Annotated in this window: 15 protein-coding genes; 6 read left to right on the forward strand and 9 right to left on the reverse strand. The window is 66.0% G+C overall.

What is annotated here, in order from left to right; all coding sequences use genetic code 11:
* Positions 1-5 precede the first annotated feature (5 nt).
* Positions 6-1766, reverse strand: coding sequence for a DEAD/DEAH box helicase (locus QUE25_RS06265; protein WP_286268283.1), 1761 nt, complete (start codon positions 1764-1766; stop codon positions 6-8).
* A gap of 213 nt (positions 1767-1979) precedes the next feature.
* Between QUE25_RS06265 and QUE25_RS06270 the strand changes: the two genes are divergently transcribed.
* On the forward strand, positions 1980-2285 hold the full coding sequence (locus QUE25_RS06270) for a DUF6506 family protein (protein WP_286268284.1): 306 nt from the start codon (positions 1980-1982) through the stop codon (positions 2283-2285).
* A 14-nt stretch (positions 2286-2299) separates the two neighbouring features.
* Here QUE25_RS06270 and QUE25_RS06275 read toward each other — a convergent pair whose 3' ends face one another.
* Positions 2300-3388: a glutathione S-transferase family protein gene (locus QUE25_RS06275; RefSeq protein WP_286268285.1), complete on the reverse strand. Its 1089-nt coding sequence runs from the start codon at positions 3386-3388 to the stop codon at positions 2300-2302.
* 154 nt (positions 3389-3542) lie between these two features.
* On the opposite strand from QUE25_RS06275, the gene QUE25_RS06280 reads away from it, so the two are divergent.
* Together QUE25_RS06280 and QUE25_RS06285 are read left to right on the forward strand one after the other, a co-directional pair.
* Positions 3543-6059 (forward strand): sigma-70 family RNA polymerase sigma factor, encoded by a 2517-nt coding sequence (locus QUE25_RS06280; protein ID WP_286268286.1) that lies wholly within the window; start codon positions 3543-3545, stop codon positions 6057-6059.
* A 69-nt stretch (positions 6060-6128) separates the two neighbouring features.
* Positions 6129-7478: a DUF222 domain-containing protein gene (locus tag QUE25_RS06285; RefSeq protein WP_286268287.1), complete on the forward strand. Its 1350-nt coding sequence runs from the start codon at positions 6129-6131 to the stop codon at positions 7476-7478.
* Here QUE25_RS06285 and QUE25_RS06290 read toward each other — a convergent pair.
* Positions 7459-11847, reverse strand: coding sequence for a 2-hydroxyacyl-CoA dehydratase (locus QUE25_RS06290; protein WP_286268288.1), 4389 nt, complete (start codon positions 11845-11847; stop codon positions 7459-7461). The genes QUE25_RS06285 and QUE25_RS06290 overlap by 20 nt on opposite strands.
* A 212-nt stretch (positions 11848-12059) precedes the next feature.
* On the opposite strand from QUE25_RS06290, the gene QUE25_RS06295 reads away from it, so the two are divergent.
* Complete coding sequence (locus tag QUE25_RS06295) at positions 12060-12638, forward strand: TetR/AcrR family transcriptional regulator (protein WP_286268289.1); 579 nt, start codon at positions 12060-12062, stop codon at positions 12636-12638.
* 34 nt (positions 12639-12672) lie between these two features.
* Here the strand turns inward: QUE25_RS06295 and QUE25_RS06300 are convergent, their stop codons facing one another.
* Entirely contained in the window at positions 12673-14310 is a 1638-nt protein-coding gene (locus QUE25_RS06300) for an FAD-binding protein (protein ID WP_286268290.1), read from the reverse strand.
* 47 nt (positions 14311-14357) lie between these two features.
* Positions 14358-16091, reverse strand: coding sequence for an AMP-binding protein (locus QUE25_RS06305; RefSeq protein ID WP_286268291.1), 1734 nt, complete (start codon positions 16089-16091; stop codon positions 14358-14360).
* A gap of 228 nt (positions 16092-16319) precedes the next feature.
* Here QUE25_RS06305 and QUE25_RS06310 point away from each other — a divergent pair, with 228 nt between their 5' ends.
* A complete protein-coding gene (locus QUE25_RS06310; protein ID WP_286268292.1) occupies positions 16320-17300 on the forward strand; it encodes a ribose-phosphate diphosphokinase in 981 nt (326 codons plus the stop codon).
* A gap of 23 nt (positions 17301-17323) precedes the next feature.
* Here the strand turns inward: QUE25_RS06310 and QUE25_RS06315 are convergent, their stop codons facing one another.
* The gene (locus tag QUE25_RS06315) at positions 17324-17914 is read right to left on the reverse strand and encodes a sensor histidine kinase (RefSeq protein WP_286268293.1); all 591 of its coding nucleotides are present in this window, start codon (positions 17912-17914) and stop codon (positions 17324-17326) included.
* Between QUE25_RS06315 and QUE25_RS06320 the strand changes: the two genes are divergently transcribed.
* Positions 17908-19044 (forward strand): ISAs1 family transposase, encoded by a 1137-nt coding sequence (locus QUE25_RS06320; protein ID WP_286264634.1) that lies wholly within the window; start codon positions 17908-17910, stop codon positions 19042-19044. The genes QUE25_RS06315 and QUE25_RS06320 overlap by 7 nt on opposite strands.
* Here QUE25_RS06320 and QUE25_RS06325 read toward each other — a convergent pair.
* From QUE25_RS06325 to QUE25_RS06335, 3 genes are all read right to left on the reverse strand, one after another.
* The gene (locus QUE25_RS06325) at positions 18988-19890 is read right to left on the reverse strand and encodes a histidine kinase (protein ID WP_286268294.1); all 903 of its coding nucleotides are present in this window, start codon (positions 19888-19890) and stop codon (positions 18988-18990) included. The two genes, QUE25_RS06320 and QUE25_RS06325, sit on opposite strands and share 57 nt — an antisense overlap.
* Positions 19881-20003 (reverse strand): hypothetical protein, encoded by a 123-nt coding sequence (locus tag QUE25_RS06330; protein WP_286268295.1) that lies wholly within the window; start codon positions 20001-20003, stop codon positions 19881-19883. The genes QUE25_RS06325 and QUE25_RS06330 overlap by 10 nt, the downstream gene beginning before the upstream one ends.
* A gap of 71 nt (positions 20004-20074) precedes the next feature.
* Positions 20075-20755, reverse strand: a complete 681-nt coding sequence (locus QUE25_RS06335) for a response regulator (protein WP_286268510.1) — start codon at positions 20753-20755, stop codon at positions 20075-20077.
* Position 20756: the final 1 nt, after the last annotated feature.

The raw sequence follows: 20756 nt of genomic DNA on the forward strand, positions 1-20756 counted from the left end.
GGCGCTCAGCGGCCGAGCCAACGTTTGATGGTGCGGATCCGGGCATCCACCTGGTCCAAGCTGGCCTGGCCGAGCGGCGGACCGCCGCATTCACGGCGAAGCCCCGCGTGCACATGCGAATGCGGAGTGCCCTTGAGCCTCGCGTACTGGGCGACCAGTGAGTTGAGTTCCTTGCGTTTGTCGGCGAGCTGGCGGTGCAGCGCCTGTTCGGGCGGCACCTTGTCCCGGCGCATCGTCCGCTCATGCCGTACGGTCTGCCGGCGCTGCCGCTCCTCGAGCAGGTGAGCCACCTGATCCGGCTCCAGCAAGCCGGGTAGACCCAGATAGTCCGCCTCGTCGTCGCTTGTCGGGGCGGCATGCATGCCGTAGGCCTGGGAGTCGAACAGAACGTGATCGAAGATCGCCTCCGATGAGACCGCCTCGTACTCGTTGAGCAGATCGTCGGATGCCTGCTCCTGCTTGTTCGCCCGCTCCATCAGGGCTTCGGTCTCGGCCCAGATGTCGACCGCGTCCTGGTGTTTGGGGCGGCCCAGCACATGATCGCGCTGACGCTCGATGGAGGCGGCGTGGGCAAGGATGATCGGCACGGTAGGCAGGAAGACGGTGGCCAGCTCACCGCGCCGGCGGGCCCGCACGAAGCGTCCGACCGCCTGGGCGAAGAACAACGGGGTCGAGGTGGAGGTCGCGTAGACCCCGACCGCCAGCCGCGGCACGTCGACGCCCTCGGAGACCATCCGCACCGCGACCATCCAACGTGACTCATCCGCCGCGAACTGCTCGATCCTGCCCGACGAGCTGGCGTCGTCCGACAACACCAGGGTCGGCTTCACGCCGCCGCAGATCTGCTCCAGCAGACGGGCATATGCCCTTGCGGTCCGCTGGTTCGCGGCGATCACCAGGCCTCCGGCGTCCGGCAGGTGGCGGCGCACCTCGCTCAGCCGGCGGTCCGCAGCACGCAGCACCGAGCCGATCCACTCGCCCTTCGGGTCCAAGGCGGTGCGCCACGCCTGGGAGGTGAGATCCTTGGTCATCACCTCACCGAGGTTGGCCGCGATCTCATCGCCGCTGGTGGTGCGCCAGCGCATCGGTCCGCCGTAGTTCATGAAGACGATCGGACGCACGACATGGTCTCGCAAGGCCTCGGCGTAGCCATAGACATAGTCGGCCCGGCTGATCAGCGAGCCGTCCGGCTGCTCGTCGTAGCTGACGAAGGGGATCGGGGTCTCGTCGCTGCGGAAGGGGGTTCCGGTGAGCGCCAGCCTGCGGGTGGCATGCCCGAACGCGTCCCGGATCGCATCGCCCCAGCTGCGCGAATCACCCGCGTGGTGAATCTCGTCGAAGATCACCAGCGTGGGGGTGGCCAGCGTCACCGCCTCGTAGTGCCAGGCGCGCACGGCCACGCCTGCGTAGGTGACCGCGACACCATCGAACTCGCGCGAGCGCCCACGGCGGGTGCCGGTGCCCGACGGATCGAGCTGAATACCCACCTTGGCGGCTGCGTCCGCCCATTGGGTCTTCAGGTGCTCGGTCGGCACGACGACGATGATCCGGCTGACGGTCTTGGCGTTGAGCAGTTCCGCGGCGACGCGCAGCGCGAAGGTCGTCTTGCCTGCTCCCGGTGTGGCCACAGCCAGGAAGTCGCGGGGATCGCGGTCGCGATAGATCTGCAGCGCCGCGGCCTGCCAGGCACGCAGCCGCGCGGACGTACCCCACGGAGCGCGTTGCGGGAAGGCCGGCGAGAGCCGGTCGAAGGCTGCGCCGCTCATGAATGCACTGCGGTTGCGGGGAGCATGGTCAGCACATTGGGAAGCGACATAGGTTCATGACCTTAGCTCAGATCTGCCAGTTCTTCACGACCTTCGTCTTCGAGTCGCCCGGGTCGCCCGAACAGTCATGATCCTCCGCGGGGGTAGGCGAGATCTGGTGTACTGATTGATGCGTACGCGACCGGACGCGTGGGCGACTTCAAAGGAGAGGTCATGAAACTGAAGGCTGCATTCATCTTCCTTGCTCCCGGCGCCAACTGGCAGACCGATCGGCAGACGGTCTCGACGCCGGGGGTCGATCTGACGGTGGTCGGTGCGCAGAACTACGCCGACTCGGTGGCCGCCGCGCAGGACCTGGTGTCGCAGGGGATTGCAGCCATCGAATTGTGCGGTGGGTTCGGCATCAACGGAACCGCCCAGATCAAAGCCGCCGTCCCCGCTACTGTCGCCGTGGGCGTCGTGCGCTTCGACGGCCATCCGGGATTGGACAACCAGAGCGGTGACTCGCTGTTCGGCTGAAGTGTGGGCGGTCCTCAGGCGGGGTACAGCGGATTGTGTCCGGCGGTCGGCTGCTCGTCCGGGCGTACCGGGCCGGGAGCGGTACCGTCACCGAAGGGCGTGCCGCCGAGTGCCTCTCGTCCATGCGGGGTGAGCAGACCCGACAGATCGGGACCCAGCGGTACGATCTTGGTCGGATTGATGTCGGTATGGACGATGTAGTAGTGCTGCTTGATCTGGACGAAGTCGACGGTGTCGCCGAAGCCCGGAGTCTGGAAGAGATCGCGTAGGTAGCCCCACAGCACCGGGATCTCGGTGATCTTGGAGCGGTTGCACTTGAAGTGGCCGTGGTAGACCGGGTCGAAACGCACCAGCGTGGTGAACAGGCGGATATCGGCCAGCGTGAGGTGATCGCTGACCAGGTAGCGCCGGTCGGATAGCCGGTCGGTGATAACGTCGAGGGCCTCCCAGAGCTCGCGATAGGCCTTGTCATAGGCCTCCTGGCTGCCCGCGAAACCACACTTGTAGACGCCGTTGTTGATCTTCGGGTAGATCAGTTCGTTGACCGATTCGATCTCGTCGACCAGCTCGTCGGGATACAGATCGGGGGCGCCGGCCCGCTGGTAGGGGCCCCACTCGCGGATGAAGTCGATGGTCATCTGATCGAAGTCGTTGGTGACGACCTTGCCGGAAACTATTTCGGCCATCGCGGGCACGGTGATGCCGCGCGGGTAGTCGGGGATTCGCGCGAAGTAGGCGTCCTGCAGGCGCGGAATCTTGAGGACGGGGTCGAGACCATCGGGGTAGACGCCGGCGTAGTTCCAGGATCGGACGTCGTGGGTGGGCGCGGCGAGGCTGAGCGAGAAGGCGTCCTCCAGGCCCATCAGACGGCGGACGATGACCGCCCGGTGCGCCCACGGGCAGGCGCGAGCAGCCATCAGCCGATAGCGTCCGGGCTCGGCCGGCCACAGCAGTTCACCCACCCGGCCATCGGTGCCCGGCATCGGCTGCGGGCCGGATCCAGCGGGTACCGAGGCCACGATTCGGTCGCTGATGTACCTGGCATCGCGCACGAACTCTCCGTCGGTCGAAGCGTTCTTCGCGTCCCCCGCCCAGTCGGTCATGGCTCCTCCTTGTAGTTGATACTTTGACTGTACCCAGCCACGGCCGCCCGGATCGCCGTTCGCCACCGGCTGCACTGCGGAAAACGTCAGGGATGCGGGCTAACGTGATGCCCCAGAACCAAGGTCGCAGAACCCAGAGTCGGGGGGTCACGAAGTGCTTCGCATCGCAGGCGGCGTGCTGCAACCTGCCGGGCCGGCACGCGCGGAGATCTCGCTGTACGACTGGCAGCGCGAAGCCCTCGGTGCCTGGCGGCGGCAGAACCGGTCAGGCATGGTGCAAGCCGTGACCGGAGCGGGAAAGACCCGAGTCGGTGCAGCGGCGGTCGCCGAGGCGCTGGACGACGGCATGCGCGCGGTGGTGATCGTCCCCAGCCTTGTTCTGGTGCAGCAATGGCTGGCCACCCTGAGGGATCTGTTGCCCGGTGCGCGCGCCAGCGATGACATCCGGAGTCCTCTGGCCTGGCAGGTGCTCGTCATGACAGTGCAGTCGGCGTACCGCAAGCCCGCGCTCATGCGGGGCGAAGAAGGGCTCCTGGTCGCCGATGAATGCCACCGCTACGGCGCGCAGGCATTCGCCCTCGCGCTGCGTCCCGAGTACCCGCGGCGGCTCGGACTCTCGGCGACTGTCGCCCGCGATGATGACGGCGATCGCATTCTGCGGAGCTATTTCGGTGACATCTGCTTCGATCTGGACTACCCGCGGGCGGCCCGCGACCAGCTCATCGCGCCGTTCCGGATGGCCTTCGCGGCCGTGCCGCTGGAAGATACCGAGCGGGCTCGCTATGCAGAGATCGAAGAGGACCTGTACAAGGCGCGACACAGGCTGATCAAGCACTACGGCGTTCCCGCAGAGCCGATCGGTGAATTCCTCAAGGCGGTATCGCTGCTCGCCGAGGACCACACACTCGACGGCGGCGGCGGTCTGGCCCGGCACTACATGGCCCGGTTCTCCGACCGCCGGAAGTTGCTTGCGGGCACCCGGATGAAACTCCTGGCTCTCGCGGCCCTCACGCCGAGCATTCATGAATCATCCGGGACCATCGTCTTCACCCAGACCGTGGAGGCCAGCCGCCAGGTCGCCGAAGTGCTCGAGACCACCGGCTGCACCGCGGCGGCGATCCACTCCGAGATGTCCAACGACCAGCGCGAAGCCCGACTCGATCTTTTTCGTGACAGATCACTCCAGGCCATCTCAGCGCCAAGGGTGCTGGACGAGGGCGTCGACGTGCCGGAGGCCGATCTGGGCATCGTCCTGGCCACCAACCGCAGCCGCCGTCAGATGATCCAACGGCTGGGACGCGTCCTTCGTCGCAAGCCGGGCAAGGAGGCGCGGTTCGTCGTCCTCTACGCCAAGCAGACGGTGGAAGACCCCTTCACTCAAGATCATCTTCCCGATTTCTACGAGATCGCGAGGCCGGCGGCCACTGCGACGGAGTCCTTCGATCTTGAGCTCGCCAGCGAGGTGCCGCGGCTCCTGGAGTTTCTGGCGACCGGCGATCCCGGCCAGCCGCAGATCGTCAGCAGTCCGCGCGAGGACAGCTCGGATGCTGCGACCAGCGCGCCGGGCGCTGTTGCCCGGCGGCGCGGTAGAACGAGACCGGGACAGGCTCCGCCCGATGCGGGTCCGGCGGACTCGTGGTTCATGCCACTCAGCGACGACATCGTCCGCGACTACCTGGTGGCCATCGGACGGTATCGGTTGTTGGAGGCTGAGGACGAGGTCCGGCTGGGCCGCCAGATCGAGTCGGGGCTGTATGCTCAGCACCTCTTGCAGGTGGGCGATGTCCGCTTCCCCCGGGCTGTGCTGGAACGCATCGCCCACCAGGGCGCACAAGCACGAGAGCTGATGATCACCAGCAATCTGCGCTTGGTCGTTTCGATCGCCAAGCGCTACACGGAGCAGGGTCTTGACCTCATCGACGTGATCCAGGAAGGCAATCTCGGCCTCATTCGTGCGGTCGAGAAGTTCGACTACCGCAGGGGATTCAAGTTTTCCACCTACGCCTCCTGGTGGATCAAGCAGGCCATCACCAGGGGACTGGCCGATCAGGGCCGCCTGATCCGGCTCCCGGTGCATTTCGTCGAGAAAGCCAGGACGGTCGATCGGCTACGCGGCAAAGAGAACCTCGGCTGGCCCGAGTTCGCACGACGCTATCCCGGCGGGCTGCCCGACCACGAGATCAGCGCGGACGAACTGCAGCGCATGGCGCGGCTGATGCGACCAGTTCTGAGCATCCACGCCATCGTCGACGACGGCGACGAGGACTGCGTCGTGATGTCCCCGCTCGTCGGTGAAGTGGACGGTTCGTCCGAACAGGTGCTCGAGCGTCTGTCGAGATCAGAACAGCTGTCGCTGATGCTGAATCCGCTCGAACGGGAGGATCCCCGGCTTGCGTTCGTGCTTCGCTGCCGCTTCGGGCTGCAGACCGGCGAGGACGAGACCCTGGAAACCGTCGGCGCCCGGCTCGGCATCACCCGGGAGCGCGTCCGGCAATTGGAAAAGGTCGCTCTCAACAGGTGCCTGGAGTTCGCCGAGTCGGCCGGGCTTGTTCGGGACAGTGATCAGACCGCCGAGGCCGGATATCGTGCTCGAAGGGGCTTCTTGGATACCGCCGTGCAGACCACCAACTACGTGCCCCGGCGGGCAGAACCACTCGCCGCCGGTAGCTGAGGCGGAGATTCCCTGAGGATATGTCGCGAAAGCCTCATATTCGAACGTATGTTCGAGTAAACTTTAGTTATGGAGGATCTCACCCGCGTCCCTTCGCTGCTGGTCGACCCGAAGACCAGCAGTGAAGCGTTCGATGCGTTGAATCACGCGCACCGGCAGCTGGTTGCTGCCGAGGTCGCCGAACTCGTGGCGATCACCCATGCCGCTGATCTGTGGCAGATCGACCCGACCGCGGTAGGTGAAGGTATCGAAGCACTGATGCGGCCCGGCCATGATGGCACTCCCGAGGTCGGCGAATTCCTGGGGCTGGAGATCGGCGGGCTGCTGGGTATTTCGCCCCAGTCGGCGATCTGCCGGATCGGTGACGCACTAGATCTGCGGCATCGGCATCCGCTGTTGTGGAAAGCAATTCTGGCGGGCAAGATCCGGGTGTGGCAGGCGACCAAGATCTGTGCCGCATGCTCGCATCTGTCCAGTGAAGCCGCCTTGAAGGTCGATCGCGCCATGAGCACCGGGGTGGGCAAGCTGCCATTCCCCCGGCTCATGAAAGCGCTGCCCGGCCAGATCGTGGCCGCCGACACTGAGCTTGCCCGCCATCGTGCCGAGGCGCGGCGCCAGGCCCGTCATGTTCGGGTTTCCCGGATCGAAGACGGCCACGTCAGTTTCTGGGGTCTGGTCAACCCAGTGGACGGGATCATGTTCGACCATGTGCTCAGCCAGCTCGCCAAGACCCTACCCACCAAACCCGAGGTGTTCGCCGGTGCCGATCTGGATCGTCGGCGGGCCGCCGCCTTCGGGATGCTGGTCCGCGACGCCTACCGCAGAATCCACGACATCCCCACAGACACCCCCACCCGACAGGGAGCAGGCCACTCCGATCGACCGATCCACACACTCGTGGTGCATATCTCGGCTGCCGATCCTGCGCTGTCTGCCATAGATCGTGGCCCGGCGACTGGGGTAGCCAGGGTAGAGGACTGGGGTCCGATCCTCACCAACCAACTACCGCGATTTCTCGCCGGTTCGAAAGTGATCATCCGACCGGTCATCGACCCCACCCAGATGGCACCAGCCGACGCCTACGAAACCCCTACCCGGATGCGGTTCGCCGTCGAACAGCGCAACCCCGTCGACGTGTTCCCATGGGGCACCCGCAAAGCCAGCCGCTGCGACATGGATCACACCATCCCTTATGTCGACGGCTTACCCGGCCAAACCCGCCTCGACAACCTCGGACCGCTATCCCGCAAGACGCACCGAGCGAAAACCCACGGCAGATGGAAACTCGAACAACCCACCTCCGGTGTATTCCGCTGGACCTCACCCCACGGCTACCGCTACGAAGTCACCCCATCCGGAACCACCCAGATACTCATACCCGCACCCCAGCCGTGCGACGTCAGCGCAGGACGGGCGTGATGCCCAGCGGAATCGGCCCGGACCCACCAGTGCCGGCGCCCACCAGCTTCTGCACGGTCTTGACCTCACGGCCGGTCGGCTCGAACTCGGAATCCGCATCCGTCCAGGTGCTCAGCGTGCCGGCGTTCTTGTGCGCGGTGGCGACCATCAGCTTGATGCGGTTCAGCTGGTTGACCTCGGAGGCGCCCGGATCGTAGTCGATCGACACGACGTTGGCGCTCGGGTACTGACGCCGCAGTTCGGCGAAGATTCCGCGTCCGACAACGTGGTTCGGCAGGCAGGCGAACGGCTGAGCGCAGATGATGTTCGGCGTCCCGTGCTGGATCAGCTCGATCATCTCGCCGACCAGCAACCAGCCCTCGCCGGCCTGGGTGCCGAGCGAGATCACGGTCTTCGCCTTCTCGGCCAGCTGCTCGATGGACTCCGGCACATCGAACTTGCCGTTCGTCGCGGCCAGCGCCTTGTGCATGCGGCGTTCGTACTGCTCGATCGCCCAGACCCCGAACCTGTTACCCATCCGGCCCTTCATGGTGCCGATGCCGAAGGTGTCCCACTTGTAGTCGGAGGTGTACATGCCCTGCAGGAAGAACGCGGCCAAGCCGGGCAGTACCGCCTCGCAGCCCTCCTCCTCGATCACCCGCACCGCATCGTTGTTTGCGTCCGGCTGGAACTTCACCAGGATCTCGCCGACCACGCCCACCCGTGGCTTGCGCGGAATGTTGAGCAGCGGCAGTTTGTCGAACTCCCGGACGATCTGGTTGATAAGCCAGGTGAAACCGATGCGGCGCCGTAGCGTCGGCGACCAGCCGCCGTTGTCGAAGAACTCCCGGGTGATGGCGTCCCAGCGACGGTAGAGCGCCATCGCCGAACCCTCATCACGCTCATAGGGACGCACCCGCAGCAGCACGATCTGCAACAGATCACCGAGCACCAGTGCCTCGATGCTGCGGTGCACCATGGCCGCACTCAACTTGAAGCCGGGGTTCGATTCGAGTCCCTGGGCACTCACCGCGAGCACCGGCACCTGCGGGTAGCCGGCATCCTTCAGGCCCTTACGCAGCAGGCCGAGATAGTTCGTCGCGCGGCACATGCCACCGGTCTGGGTGATCGCCACCGTCGAGTTGTCGGGATCGGCCCCGCCCTGGACGAACTTGTTGATGAGCTGGCCGATCACCATGATCGCCGGGTAGCAAGCATCGTTGTTGACATGGCGCAGGCCGCACTCGACATCTTCGACCGACGCATGCTCCAGCACTTCGGCCTTGATGCCCGAGCGCCTCAAGACAGTCTCCAGCATCCGGAAGTGAATCGGCGCCATCTGCGGCACGTAGACGGTGTGCGTCTCGCGCTCAGCCAATCCGTAGACGGGGTTCGGGCCGGTGGTGTCGATCTCGGTGCTGGGATCGAACGCCGGGCGCTCCTTGGTCGCCGCCTGGAGCGAACGCAGCCGGATCTTGGCGGCACCCAGGTTGGAGACCTCGTCGATCTTCAGCACGGTGTAGACATCGCCGACCTTCTCCAAGATCTCCTGCACCTGGTCGGTGGTGACTGCGTCCACGCCGCAGCCGAAGCTGTTGAGCTGCACGATGTTGAGATCGGGTTCGGTCCCCACCTGCGCGGCGGCCTCGTAGAGCCTGGTGTGGTAGGTCCACTGGTCGCGCACCCGCAGCGGACGCTCCATCCGCGACGTCGTCATGCCATTGGTCAGCGCATCCTCGCTGAGCACCGCCATGCCCAGCGTGGTGATCATCTCGGGGACGCCATGGTTGATCTCGGGATCGATGTGATACGGCCGACCGGCCAGCACGATGCCGCGGATGCCCTTCTCACGCATGTATTGCAGGGCCCGATCGCCCTCGGCCCTGATGTCGGCGTGCACCTGATCGAGTTCGGCATAGCCGGCCGCCACCGCACCCTTGGCCTCGGCCAGGCTGACATTCCAGTCGGCGAAGATGTCGACGATGCGTTCGGCCAGCTTCTCCGGGTTGTTCAGGTTGATGAAGGGGTCGAGGAACCTGACGTCCGGATCCCGCAACCGCTCGACGTTCTTCTCCAGCACCTGCGGGTAGAACGCCACGATCGGGCAGTTGTAGTTGTTGTCGGCTTCGTCGAACTGCTTGCGCTCGTAGTTGACGCACGGCATGAAGATCGTCTTGATGCCCTTGTCGAGCAGCCATTCGATGTGGCCGTGAGCGATCTTGGCCGGATAGCAGACGTTCTCGGAGGGGATCGATTCCATGCCGGTCTGGAACAGATCGTGACTGCTGCGTCCCGAGATGACGACCTTGAAGCCGAGTTCGGTGAGGATCGTGAACCACAGCGGGTAGTCCTCGTAGATGCCCAGCGCACGGGGAATGCCGATCTCCCCGCGGGTCGCCTTGGCGTCGGTCAACCGGCGGTAGCCGAAGACCCGCTTGTACTTGTAGTCGTAGAGGTTAGGGATCTCCGACTTCTTGGGCTTGGCATCCAGCGAGGCGCCGCGCTCGCAGCGGTTGCCCGAGACATGCCGGGCACCGTCATCGAAGTTGGTGATGGTCAGCTTGCAGTGGTTCTGGCAGAGCTGGCAGGTGCGCTGCGCACTGGTGACGGTGAAACCGTCCAGGTTGCGTTCCATCATCGCCGAGACCGCGCCCGGCTCGTAATGCATCCGGGCGGTCAGCGCCGCACCGTAGGCACCCATCAGACCCGAAATGTTGGGACGCACGACCTCGATACCGGTCTGCAGTTCGAACGCCCTCAGCACCGCATCGTTCAGGAACGTGCCGCCCTGGGCCACCACCTTGTCACCGAGCTCGGAGCTGTCACGCATCTTCATCACCTTGTACAAGGCGTTGCGGACCACCGAGTAGCTCAGTCCGGCGGAGATATCGCCGATCGAGGCGCCCTCCTTCTGAGCCTGCTTGACCGAGGAATTCATGAAGACGGTGCAGCGGCTGCCCAGGTCGACCGGCGCCGATGATTCCAGGCCGACCCTCGCGAAGTTGCGGACATCGGTATTCATGGTCTCGGCGAAGGTCTGCAAGAACGAGCCGCACCCGGCCGAGCAGGCCTCGTTGACCGAGATCGAGTCGACCGCTTCGTTGCGGATCTTGATGAACTTCATGTCCTGGCCGCCGATGTCGAGCAGGCTGGTCACTCCCGGGCAGACCGCGGACGCCGCACGGTAGTGCGCCATCGTCTCGATCTCGCCCTCATCGGCGTGCAATGCGGACTTGACCAGGTCTTCTCCGTAGCCGGTGACGCAGGCGCGCCCGATGAAGGCACCGTGCGGGAGAGCCGCGATGACGTCCTTCGCGATGGCGACGGCGGCCTTGACCGGATCTCCCTGATTGGAGTCGTAAGTCGAATGGACGATGGTGCCCTCGGCGTCCAGCACGACCGACTTGATGGTGGTCGAACCGGCATCGATGCCCAGCCAGACCGGCCCGGTGACCCCGTCGAGGCTGCCCTGCGGGACGTCGGCCTTGGCGTGCCGTTCCCGGAACTCCTGCTTCTCCTGCTCGTTCAAGAACAGCGGACGCATGGTCCGGGTGGTCATCACGATCTGGTTGGCATTGGCGAGTTCGTTGGCCAGATGGGGCAGGCTCAGGGCCGGGCCCTGAGCGCTGAAAGCCGCGCCGAGGGCCACGTAGAGCTGGCCGTTGTCGGGGTTGACGAACTCGTCCACATTGTCGGTCAGGGCGCGGACGAAGGCCGCCCGCAACTCGGACAGGAAGTGCAGCGGGCCGCCGAGGAAAATGACCTTGCCGCGGATCGGGCGTCCGCAGGCCAGACCGGCGACGGTCTGCGTGGCAACAGCCTGGAAGACCGACGCCGCGATATCGGAATGCGCCGCGCCCTGATTGAGCAGCGGCTGCACATCGGTCTTCGCGAAGACACCGCAGCGCGACGCGATCGGATACAGATTCTCGTAGTCGGCGGCCAGATCGTTGAGGCCGGTGGCGTCCACTTTGAGCAGCGTGGCCATCTGGTCGATGAAGGCGCCGGTACCGCCGGCGCAGGTGCCGTTCATGCGCTGTTCGGGCACCGGGTGCAGGTAGGTGATCTTGGCGTCCTCGCCGCCGAGTTCGATCATCACATCGACATCGGGGTTGAGCCGCTCGATCGCCGCCGTGGAGGCAATCACCTCCTGGACGAACTGGACACCCATCGCCTTGGCGACACCCAACCCACCCGAGCCGGTCATCGCCACGCAGACGGTGTCGGTCGGGAACTGCTTCTCGATGTCACGCAGCAACTTGGCCAGCTCGCCACGCACATCGGCATTATGGCGACGGTAATCGCTGAACAAGATCCGGTTGCCATCGGTCACCACTGCTTTGACCGTGGTCGAACCTACATCGAGTCCCAGAGACAGTGTGGTGGTCATGTCGTCCTTCATGAGCCTGGATGTGACAGAACGCTCATTCTGTTCGTGTATTCACGGTAACCCACAGAACGATCGTTCTCCAATCCGAATGCCCTAGTGCGTCCTTAGTTGAAAGTTCAATACCGGCTGGCGCGGTCCTGGACCCGGTGCGACTACCGGTGGGTGTGGCCACGCCTGCCGTGCAACGGGTGCGGCGAGCTTAAGGTTGATCTGTGAACGAGAAATCGACCAGCAGGAACGCCATCATCGAGGCCGCTGCCATGTTGATCCGTCAGCATGGCGTGCAGGGCACCTCGGTGGCGCAGCTGGTTGCGGCGTCCGGCACCTCGGCGGGGGCGATCTACCATCACTTCAGCGGAAAGAATGCGGTCGTCGTCGAGGTGGCGCGGTCCGCGATCTCCATTCCGCTGGCGGCTCTGAAGGAATACCTGGACCGCCCGGCCTCGCCCGCCCAGCTGGCTTCGTATGCGATGAGCGCCCTCGAACTGGCCCCCGAGCTGGGCGAATTGCTGGCCCAGCTCGGCGCGGGTGCGATCACCGACGACGCGCTGGGCCGCCGGCTGCGGGCCGAGTTCTCGATGCTGCGCGATTCGGTCGAGGAAACCATGCAGGCCTGGGCGCGGCTGAACGACGTTCCGGCCGCCCGGATCGAGGGCTACAGCCAACTGCTCGTCGGGCTGACTTTGGGTTACGCGTCGCAGCGGGTCCTCGTGGAGGGCTTCGACGAGCGGGTCTACCTGAAGCAGGCGGTCGCCCTACTGCGGCTTCCGGAGGAGACGCCGCAAGGCTGACCCCCGGACGCCGGATCGGTTCAATCCCTCGGCCTCACCAGGCAGACGCCGCGATGGACGCCGCGGCCGCGCGCCCGGCTACCATCGCTTCGGCGAGCCCGACCCCCGGGGCAGGATCGGCCGGGCCGGCCACCGAGGACGCCGCGGATCCGATCGCCCACAGCCCAGGCATCGGCCCGCCATCGGCCCGCAATACCCGGCTGAATTCGTCGGTCAGCAGACCGCCCTTGGTACCCAGATCGGCCGGCACCACCCGAACCGCGTAGAAGGGCGGCTTGGACACCGCACCCAGGCAGGGGTTGGGACGCGCCTTGCGGTCGCCGCGGGCCCGATCGGCGGTGCCCGCGCCGCGCTGAAAATCCTCGTCGTTGCCGTCGGCGGCATGCCGCTCGAACCGCCCGGCCGTCGCCTGCAGCCCGGACGCGTCGACCTTGATCTTCCAGGCCAGTTCGGGCAGGGTGCTCGCCGTGGTCACGAATCCCGACTTCTCGGCTGCTCGTGGCAGGCGCCCCGGCTCGACGTCACCGAGTGGGTAGCGCCTGCGGTGGTCGGAATCGACGATCAGCCAGGCGCTCATCTGCGGCCCCAGATCGTTGAATCTGGCATACAGCGCGCGGCAAAAGTCCACTCCGGCGCACGCTTCGTTGACGAACCGGCGCCCGGTCGAGTCGACGACGAAGCCGTGCGGCACGGCCAGCGAGCGTCCGGCGTCCTGAACCGGGACACCCGGGGCCCACAAGCCAGGACGCCACCAGGCATAGCCCATCCCGGCCAGCCCGAGCCCGAGCTCGCCGGCCCATTCCAGTTGGTCGGCGCCGGCCCGGGATGGCAGGCCGATCGTCCAATCCGGACGAGAGGGCCTCGGCAGGAACTCGCGGCGCAGCGCGGCATCGGCTTCGAAGCCACCCTCGGCGAGAACCACCCCGCGACCGGCCAGCACCCGCACCGTGCGGCCCCCTCGGTCGACGACGACACCAGCGACCCGCTCGGCCGTCTCGAAGTCGTTACCGGTGGAGGTCACCACCAGCCGGCGCACCGGAGCCTGCCACCAGATGTTCACCTGCAGCCGCTGACAGACCGCCAGCAGCGCCGACTCCAGCGCCACCGCACCGCCGCCCCAGCGGCGCCCCAGGGCGAATTCGCCCACCCGGCGCGCGCCGTGTTCGAGCTTGTCGAGAACGCCGTCGGTGCCGGAGCCGCCGCCGGCCGGCAAGAACTCCACGAGCCGGCCGATCGCCGTGGTCTCCACCAGCGCCGGCCTCAGCACCCGGCCGCTCGCCAGCGCCCCCGGAATATCGGGGTAGGCATCGCCGGCGGAATCCGGTTCCAGATCGACGCCCAGCGAAGCCAGCCAGCTCGCCAACCCGGCCGTGCCGGTCAGGAAGGCATGCCGGCGGGGAGCACTGCTGCATGGCTCGAAGTCGCCCACCACGCGGTCGAAATAATCGCGGGCCGACGCGTAGTCATCGGCTGTCGGGCCGTCGCGGCCGGGCAGCCACAGCCGCCCACCCCGCGTCGCGGCGATGCCGCCGAGTTGGCCGGAGGGCTCGGCGACCAGCACCTCCAGACCCGCCTGACGGCAGGCGATGGCCGCACACAGCGCCCCGGGGGTACTGCCGACGATGACCACGTCGGTCATCAGGTCGGCCGCCGGGCGGTCCGTTACCGGCACTGGCAATCGCTGTGAATCGCCTCCGCTGCCCGAACGACCCGGCCGGGTCACTTGTGTGCGATCTGCTTGCGCACCTCACCACGGAGCACCTTGCCCAGCAGCGAGCGGGGCAGCTCGTCCACCTTGATGAAGTGCCGGGGCACCTTGTAGGCGGCCAGGCTCTGTTTCGCCCAGGTGCGCAGTTCGTCGTCGTTCAGCTCGAAACCTTCAGCCGGGACGACCGCAGCGACGACTTCCTCGTCCCCGCGCTCGGTGGGTAGCCCCACCACCGCGACATCGTCGATCCCCTCGTGCTGTTTGAGCACCTGCTCGACCTCGCTGGGGCTGACGTTGAATCCGCCGGTGATGATGATCTCTTTCTTGCGGTCGACGATCGTGGTGAAGCCCTCGTTGTCGACGGTGACCACGTCGCCGGTGCGCAACCAGCCATCCACCAGGGTGTCCGATGTCGTCTCCGGATCGCGCCAATATCCCTGGAAGACCTGGGGGCCCTTGATCAGCAGTTCTCCGGGCTCATCGACACCGACCTCGCGCGACGGATCGTCCACCTCGACGACCTTCATCAGGGTCGACGGGAACGGGACACCGATCGTCCCGGACACCCTGGTCGGGAAGAACGGGTTGCCGAGCGCCACCGGGGATGCCTCGGTGAGCCCGTAGCCCTCGACCAGCAGCCCACTGGACACCGATTCCCACAGCTCGCGGGTCTCCTCGGGCAGCGCCATCGCACCGGAGATGCACCAGCGGGCACTCGCCAGCGACTGGCCGCGATCCCGGGCGCCTTCTGCGGTGCGTTGGTACAGAATCGGCACAACGCAGTAGATGCTCGCTGGGTGCTTGTGCCAGGCGTCCAGGATCATCGCGGTGTCGGGTTTGGGGAACAGCACCTGACGGGACTGCTTGAGCACGCCGAAGGTGGTGTGCATGGTGACGCCGAAAGCATGGAACATCGGCAGCACCGCGTAGCTGGTTTCGCGTCGCGGCTCGGCTCCGAGCATCCACGCCTCGCCCTGCCGGGCGTTCGAATAGAGATTGAAGTGCGTGAGCATGGCACCCTTGGCGCTGCCGGTGGTGCCCGAGGTGTACTGGATGACGGCCAGATCATGCACATCCGGACGCGGGAAGCGGCGGCTGAGCGGGCGGTGCTTGATCAGCTTCTCCCAACTGATGGTCCCCTTGGTGCCGCTCGACAAGGCAGCGCGCTTCTTCTTGAGCGCCGGAACCGGCAGCCCCAGCGCCAGCTGCAGCCTCTTTGGCAGCGCCTTGATCAGGTTCACCGAGACCACGGTGGCCGGCCGCGCGTACGTGGGCAGCTCGTCGAGGGTGTGGATCGCCGAATCCAGGCAGATGGCCACCCGTGCCCCGTGGTCTTCGAAGAGCCGCTCCAGCTCGGGCGCCGTGTACAACGGATTGTGTTCGATGACCACCGCACCCAGCCGGAGCACGGCATAGAAGGCGATCAGATGCTGAGGACAGTTCGGTAGCAACAGCGCCACCCGATCACCGGCCCGCACGCCGAGCCGGCGCAACCCTTCGGCAGCCCGCGCCACCCGGTCCCCCAGCTGCCGATAGGTCATCTCGGCACCGAAGAAATCCGTGGCCACGTGCGAGCCGCCTTCTCGCACCGCGGTCTCCAGCAATGTGGTCAGCGGCTTGGTGGGCAACTCGATCTCGGCGGGTACGCCCGGCTGGTAGTGCTTCGTCCAGTAGGGGGAACCGTCGTCGAGGGTCCGACGCCACGGCGGCAGGTCGGCTTGGGTCTGATTCGGATCGGTGGCCATGTGTTGAATTCTTTCACAGCAGCCAGCCACATGACCGAGGACAACGGACACCACGGGCGTGCCTGATCTTCTTCACTTCGCCGGCTGGATCGATCCAAATGGCCGTTTCGGCGACTTCGGGCGCCAACTGAAGAAGATCAGGCACTGACGCGCGACCGGCCCTCAACCCGGGCCGCACCCACTAGGCTGAGAAGGTCAGCAACGCGAGGCTCGAAGGGATCTCACCGCGTGAAGGACATCGTCATCTTCTCCGGATCGGCGCACCAAACGTTCGCCAATCAGATCTGTGAACACCTGGGCACCAGGGTGTCGCCGGTGCGCCTCAGCCGGTTCAGCAATGACTGCCTGCAGGCCCAGTTGCTGACCAATGTCCGGCAGCGCGACGTTTACATCATCCAGCCGCTGGTTCCGCGAACTCAGGAACACCTGATGGAGTTGCTGCTGATGATCGATGCGGCCCGCGGAGCATCCGCAGCCCAGATCACCGCTGTGATTCCGCACTACTCCTACGCGCGTTCGGACAAGAAGGACGCCTCCCGCATATCGCTGGGCGGGCGCCTGGTCGCCGATCTCTTGGTCACTGCGGGGGTTTCGAGAGTGCTGACGATGCAGTTGCACTCGCCGCAGGTGCAGGGCTTCTTCAGCTGTCCGGTCGATCAGCTGACTGCGCTCGGGGTGCTGGCGGACCATTTCCGCGCCACCGATCTGAGCAATGGCGTAGTCGTCAGCCCCGACCTGGGCAACGCGAAGAACGCCACCCAGTTCGCCCGGCTACTCGGGCTGCCGGTCGCCGCCGGCAGCAAGCGGCGATTGGCAGATGACAGAGTGGTGGTCGATTCGATCGTCGGCGATGTCACCGGGCGGCACGCGATCGTGCTGGACGACGAGATCGCCACCGGCGGGTCGATCCTCGAGATCACCCAACGGCTCCGGGACTTCGGCGTTCTGTCGGTGACGGTTGCCTGCACCCATGGGCTGTTCGCCGGACGCGCCGTCGAGCGGCTGCGCGCCAACGATTTCATCGACAACGTGGTCGCCACCGACACCGTGCCGCCGCCGACCGGCTGGCCCGAACTGACCACGATCAGTGTCGCTCCGCTTTTCGCTGAAGCGATCGGACGCATCCATCAGGGACGCTCGGTCAGCAAGCTCTTCCAGGGCGTCGATCCCGTCTACGCTCCCCCCACCGCTCCCGCGGGGCTGTTCTGACCGGGTGCCTCAGATGCCGTGCGTCAGATGCGGTAGTCGGTCGGTCTCGCCTCGGTCAATGACGGTTTCCCCTGCTCCGGCGGAGAGGTCGGTGATGCTGCGGGGCTCTGAGAGCGAGGTTCGGCATCGACCACCGACGGCAGCGAGGGTAGCGTGACCTCCAGCCGCCAATAGCCCGGCGGTTTGCTGATCGTGATGTACCCGCCCGCCGCCCTGGCGCGCTCCTCGATGCCGAGCAGGCCGAACGACGGCCGAGTGGCCGCTTGCCTGGCGCTACGGGTGTGGTTGGTGAACTCGGCCACCACCGTGGAGCCCTGCTGCACAACCCGGATGCTGCAGTCGCTCCTCGCCGGCGCGTGCTGGATGATGTTGTTGACGGCTTCGACGCTGATCGCGGCGAGCGTGCGGCATTGCAGACTCGTCGGCGCATCGATCTTCAGATCGTGGGAGACCGCGAAACCCAGGGCCCCGGAAAGGTCGGTTGATGGGCCTGTGACTTGGGAGAACGTGGGGGTGTGACCGGCGTGGCGTGTGGGACGGGTGTGGCCTGTGGGGCTGGGATGGGAGTTGCCATACAACCTTCCCCGACCCAGGACCACACCCGCCGATGCCATCTTCCCCGACAGTCGGCGCGAGCAGGATCGAACGCGCCGGTGACCTGATGACCGCCTTGAACCATGTTCCCGATCCCCGAGACCCACGCGGGGTCCGCTACCCGCTGGCCGGGATGCTCGCCGTCGCAGTGTGTGCGGTGCTCGCCGGAGCGCGCTCGTTCGCAGCGATCGGGGACTGGGCGCTGGATCTCGACGCTGGGCACCTGGACCGGCTCGACTTGGAACGCGCGCCGGTGGAGTCCACACTGCGCAAACTGTTCGCCCGGATCGACGCGGCCGCTCTGGATGCTGCGCTGGCGGTGTTCGCCTGGTGCCGGGTCCGCCACATCGCAGGCCGTCGGGTTGTCGCGATCGACGGCAAGACGGTGCGGGGTGCACGCTCCAAAGCGGGCAGCGCACCGCATCTGATTGCCGCACTCGACCACGCCACAGGCGTCGTGCTCGGCCAGCACGCGGTCGAGGCGAAGAGCAATGAGATCCCTGCGGTGCGGGATCTGCTCGCCGGCTTTGACCCGGCTGACTTGGCCGGATGCGTGATCACAGCCGATGCGATGCACACCCAAGACGACACCGCCAAGGCCATCATCGCTGCCGGCGCGGACTATGTGTTCACCGTCAAGGCCAACCGCCCCACCCTGCTGGCAGCGCTCAAAGCGCTGCCCTGGAACAAGGTGCCCGTCGGATCGACCTCGACCCAGCACGGCCACGGCAGGCGCGCCACGCGAACCATCAAGGTCATTGAGACGCCCACCCTGCCCGGCTGGCCGGAGTTCACCGGCGCGGCCCAGGTCGCCCAGCTACGCCGCACAGTCACCAAGAACGGGAAGAAGACCGTCGAGGTGGTGTACCTGATCACCTCCGCCGACCATCACGACGCGCCACCGGCGACCCTGGCCGCCTGGGTCCAAGGGCACTGGTCGATCGAGAACGCCCTGCACTGGGTCCGCGACGTCACCTACGACGAAGACCGCTCCCACGTCCGCACCGGCCACGCCGCCCATGTCATGGCCAGCCTGCGCAACACCGCGATCTCGATCCTGCGACTCACCGGCTGGGACAACATCGCCACCGCCCTACGCCACCACGCCCGCAACCCCGAAAGAGCCATCACATGCGCCCTCACAAGCTGAAACAAGACCTTTCCGGGGCCCTGCCGCGAAACCGAGTGCGGCCAGCCGGTCGGCCTGACCTTCGATGAGCGCGGTCAAGGCATCGGCGTCGATGATCTGTGGCTGGCCATCGCTGAGGTTGGGATTGTCCTGGCGCAAACCGGTCAGCAGCAGGCGCAGCTCGTGGGCCGCGTCATTACAAGAGGTCGCGATCTCGGTGAATTCCCGGCTCAGCTCGGGCGGGGTATCAGGGTGCAGAGCCGCCATGTGCGCGAGCATGGCGGCCTGCGAGATCTTGTGAACAGCGTTGTCGTGCAGTTCGCGGGCGAGTTCCAGGCGCAGCTCGGCCAACCGCTCGTCCGCTCGCTGCCGCTCGTTCTCCAGCTGTTGGCGCGACGACCGTATCACCAGGCCCGCGCCCAGGCTCAGCGCCAGGAGGGTCGGGAAGATCGCGACGATGGCAAGCGTGAGCGGACGATCACCGGTCGCGTGGACGAACATCGTGTAGAAGCCGAGACCGACCAGGACGAGAGTGATCGCGATGGCATACCGAGACCAGAGCCGCACAGCCGCAATGATCGGCACGAACAGCGCCAGCCCGGCGGCCGAAACCTGGTCGGGCGGCAACGTGAGCGAGATGAGCAAGCCGACGCAGACCAACGCCGTACCGAGCAGGACTGCGATCCCCGAAACGGCCGCACCGACGCCGAACACCGCCAGCGTCAGCCAGGTCAACGCTGTTTCCGGGGGACTGGAGATGCCGATGCCGACCGCCAGCAGTGCCAGCGACAACTCCACCCATCCGGACTGCAAGAATCGGTAGAGCCCCCCGAATCTGTGGGAGGCCAGCGAGCTGGTTAGCGGCATACCCAGAAGAAGACCTGGCAGTACCAGGCCTCTCCGCTGCTGAAGTTCGTGATGACCAATCCGGCGATCGCCGCATACTTGGCGATTGCGGACACAGTGATCGGTGCGCTCATGGCAACTCCTTCCCGCGATGGTTGGCTACAGGCTAACCCGCGGCACGGCCTTCACAGGAACGCACACCGGCTCAATCAACTTTGGTTGATTGACCCTTGCGCTCGTCGACGAGTCCCCATTCGTAGGCCAGGGTCGCGATCTCGGCACGATTACGCCTGTCGAGCCGCGTCAGCAGGCGGCTCACGTAGGTCTTCACGGTGCTGATGGAGTAGCCCAGCCGGGTACCGATCTGGGCGTTCGTCAGTCCGTAGCCGATCAGCCGGACGAGGTCGACCTCGGTCGCCGAAAGGTCGGCCGGGGGCTGCGTCCGGGTCTGCACGCGGGCTAGTACCTGGCAGACCAGTTGCGGAGAGATCAGCGCGTCACCGGAATGCGCGCTGCGCACCCCATGCTGGATGAGTTCGGGGCTGTCCGATTTGAGCAGGAAGCCGGACGCACCGGCAGACAACGCGTCGATCAGGAGTTCATCGCTGGCCAGCGCGGTGAAGCAGAGCACCTTGAGGTTGAACGGGCTGCGGGTCAGCCGCCGGGTCGTCTCGATGCCGTTCAGCCGGGGCATGTGGATGTCGACGATAGCGACATCGGCGGCCACTTCGGTGGCCAGCTGGATCGCCTCCAGTCCGTCATTGGCAACTCCAACCAGCTGAATGCCGTCGGCCACGGCCAGATAGGCGGCGATGGCGCGCTGCGCGAGCGCCTCGTCCTCGACGAGGAGCACCCGGATCGTGCCCTGATCGGGCTCGCCGATCATC

It is taken from the genome of Brooklawnia propionicigenes (assembly GCF_030297015.1).
Lineage (GTDB): Bacteria > Actinomycetota > Actinomycetes > Propionibacteriales > Propionibacteriaceae > Brooklawnia > Brooklawnia propionicigenes.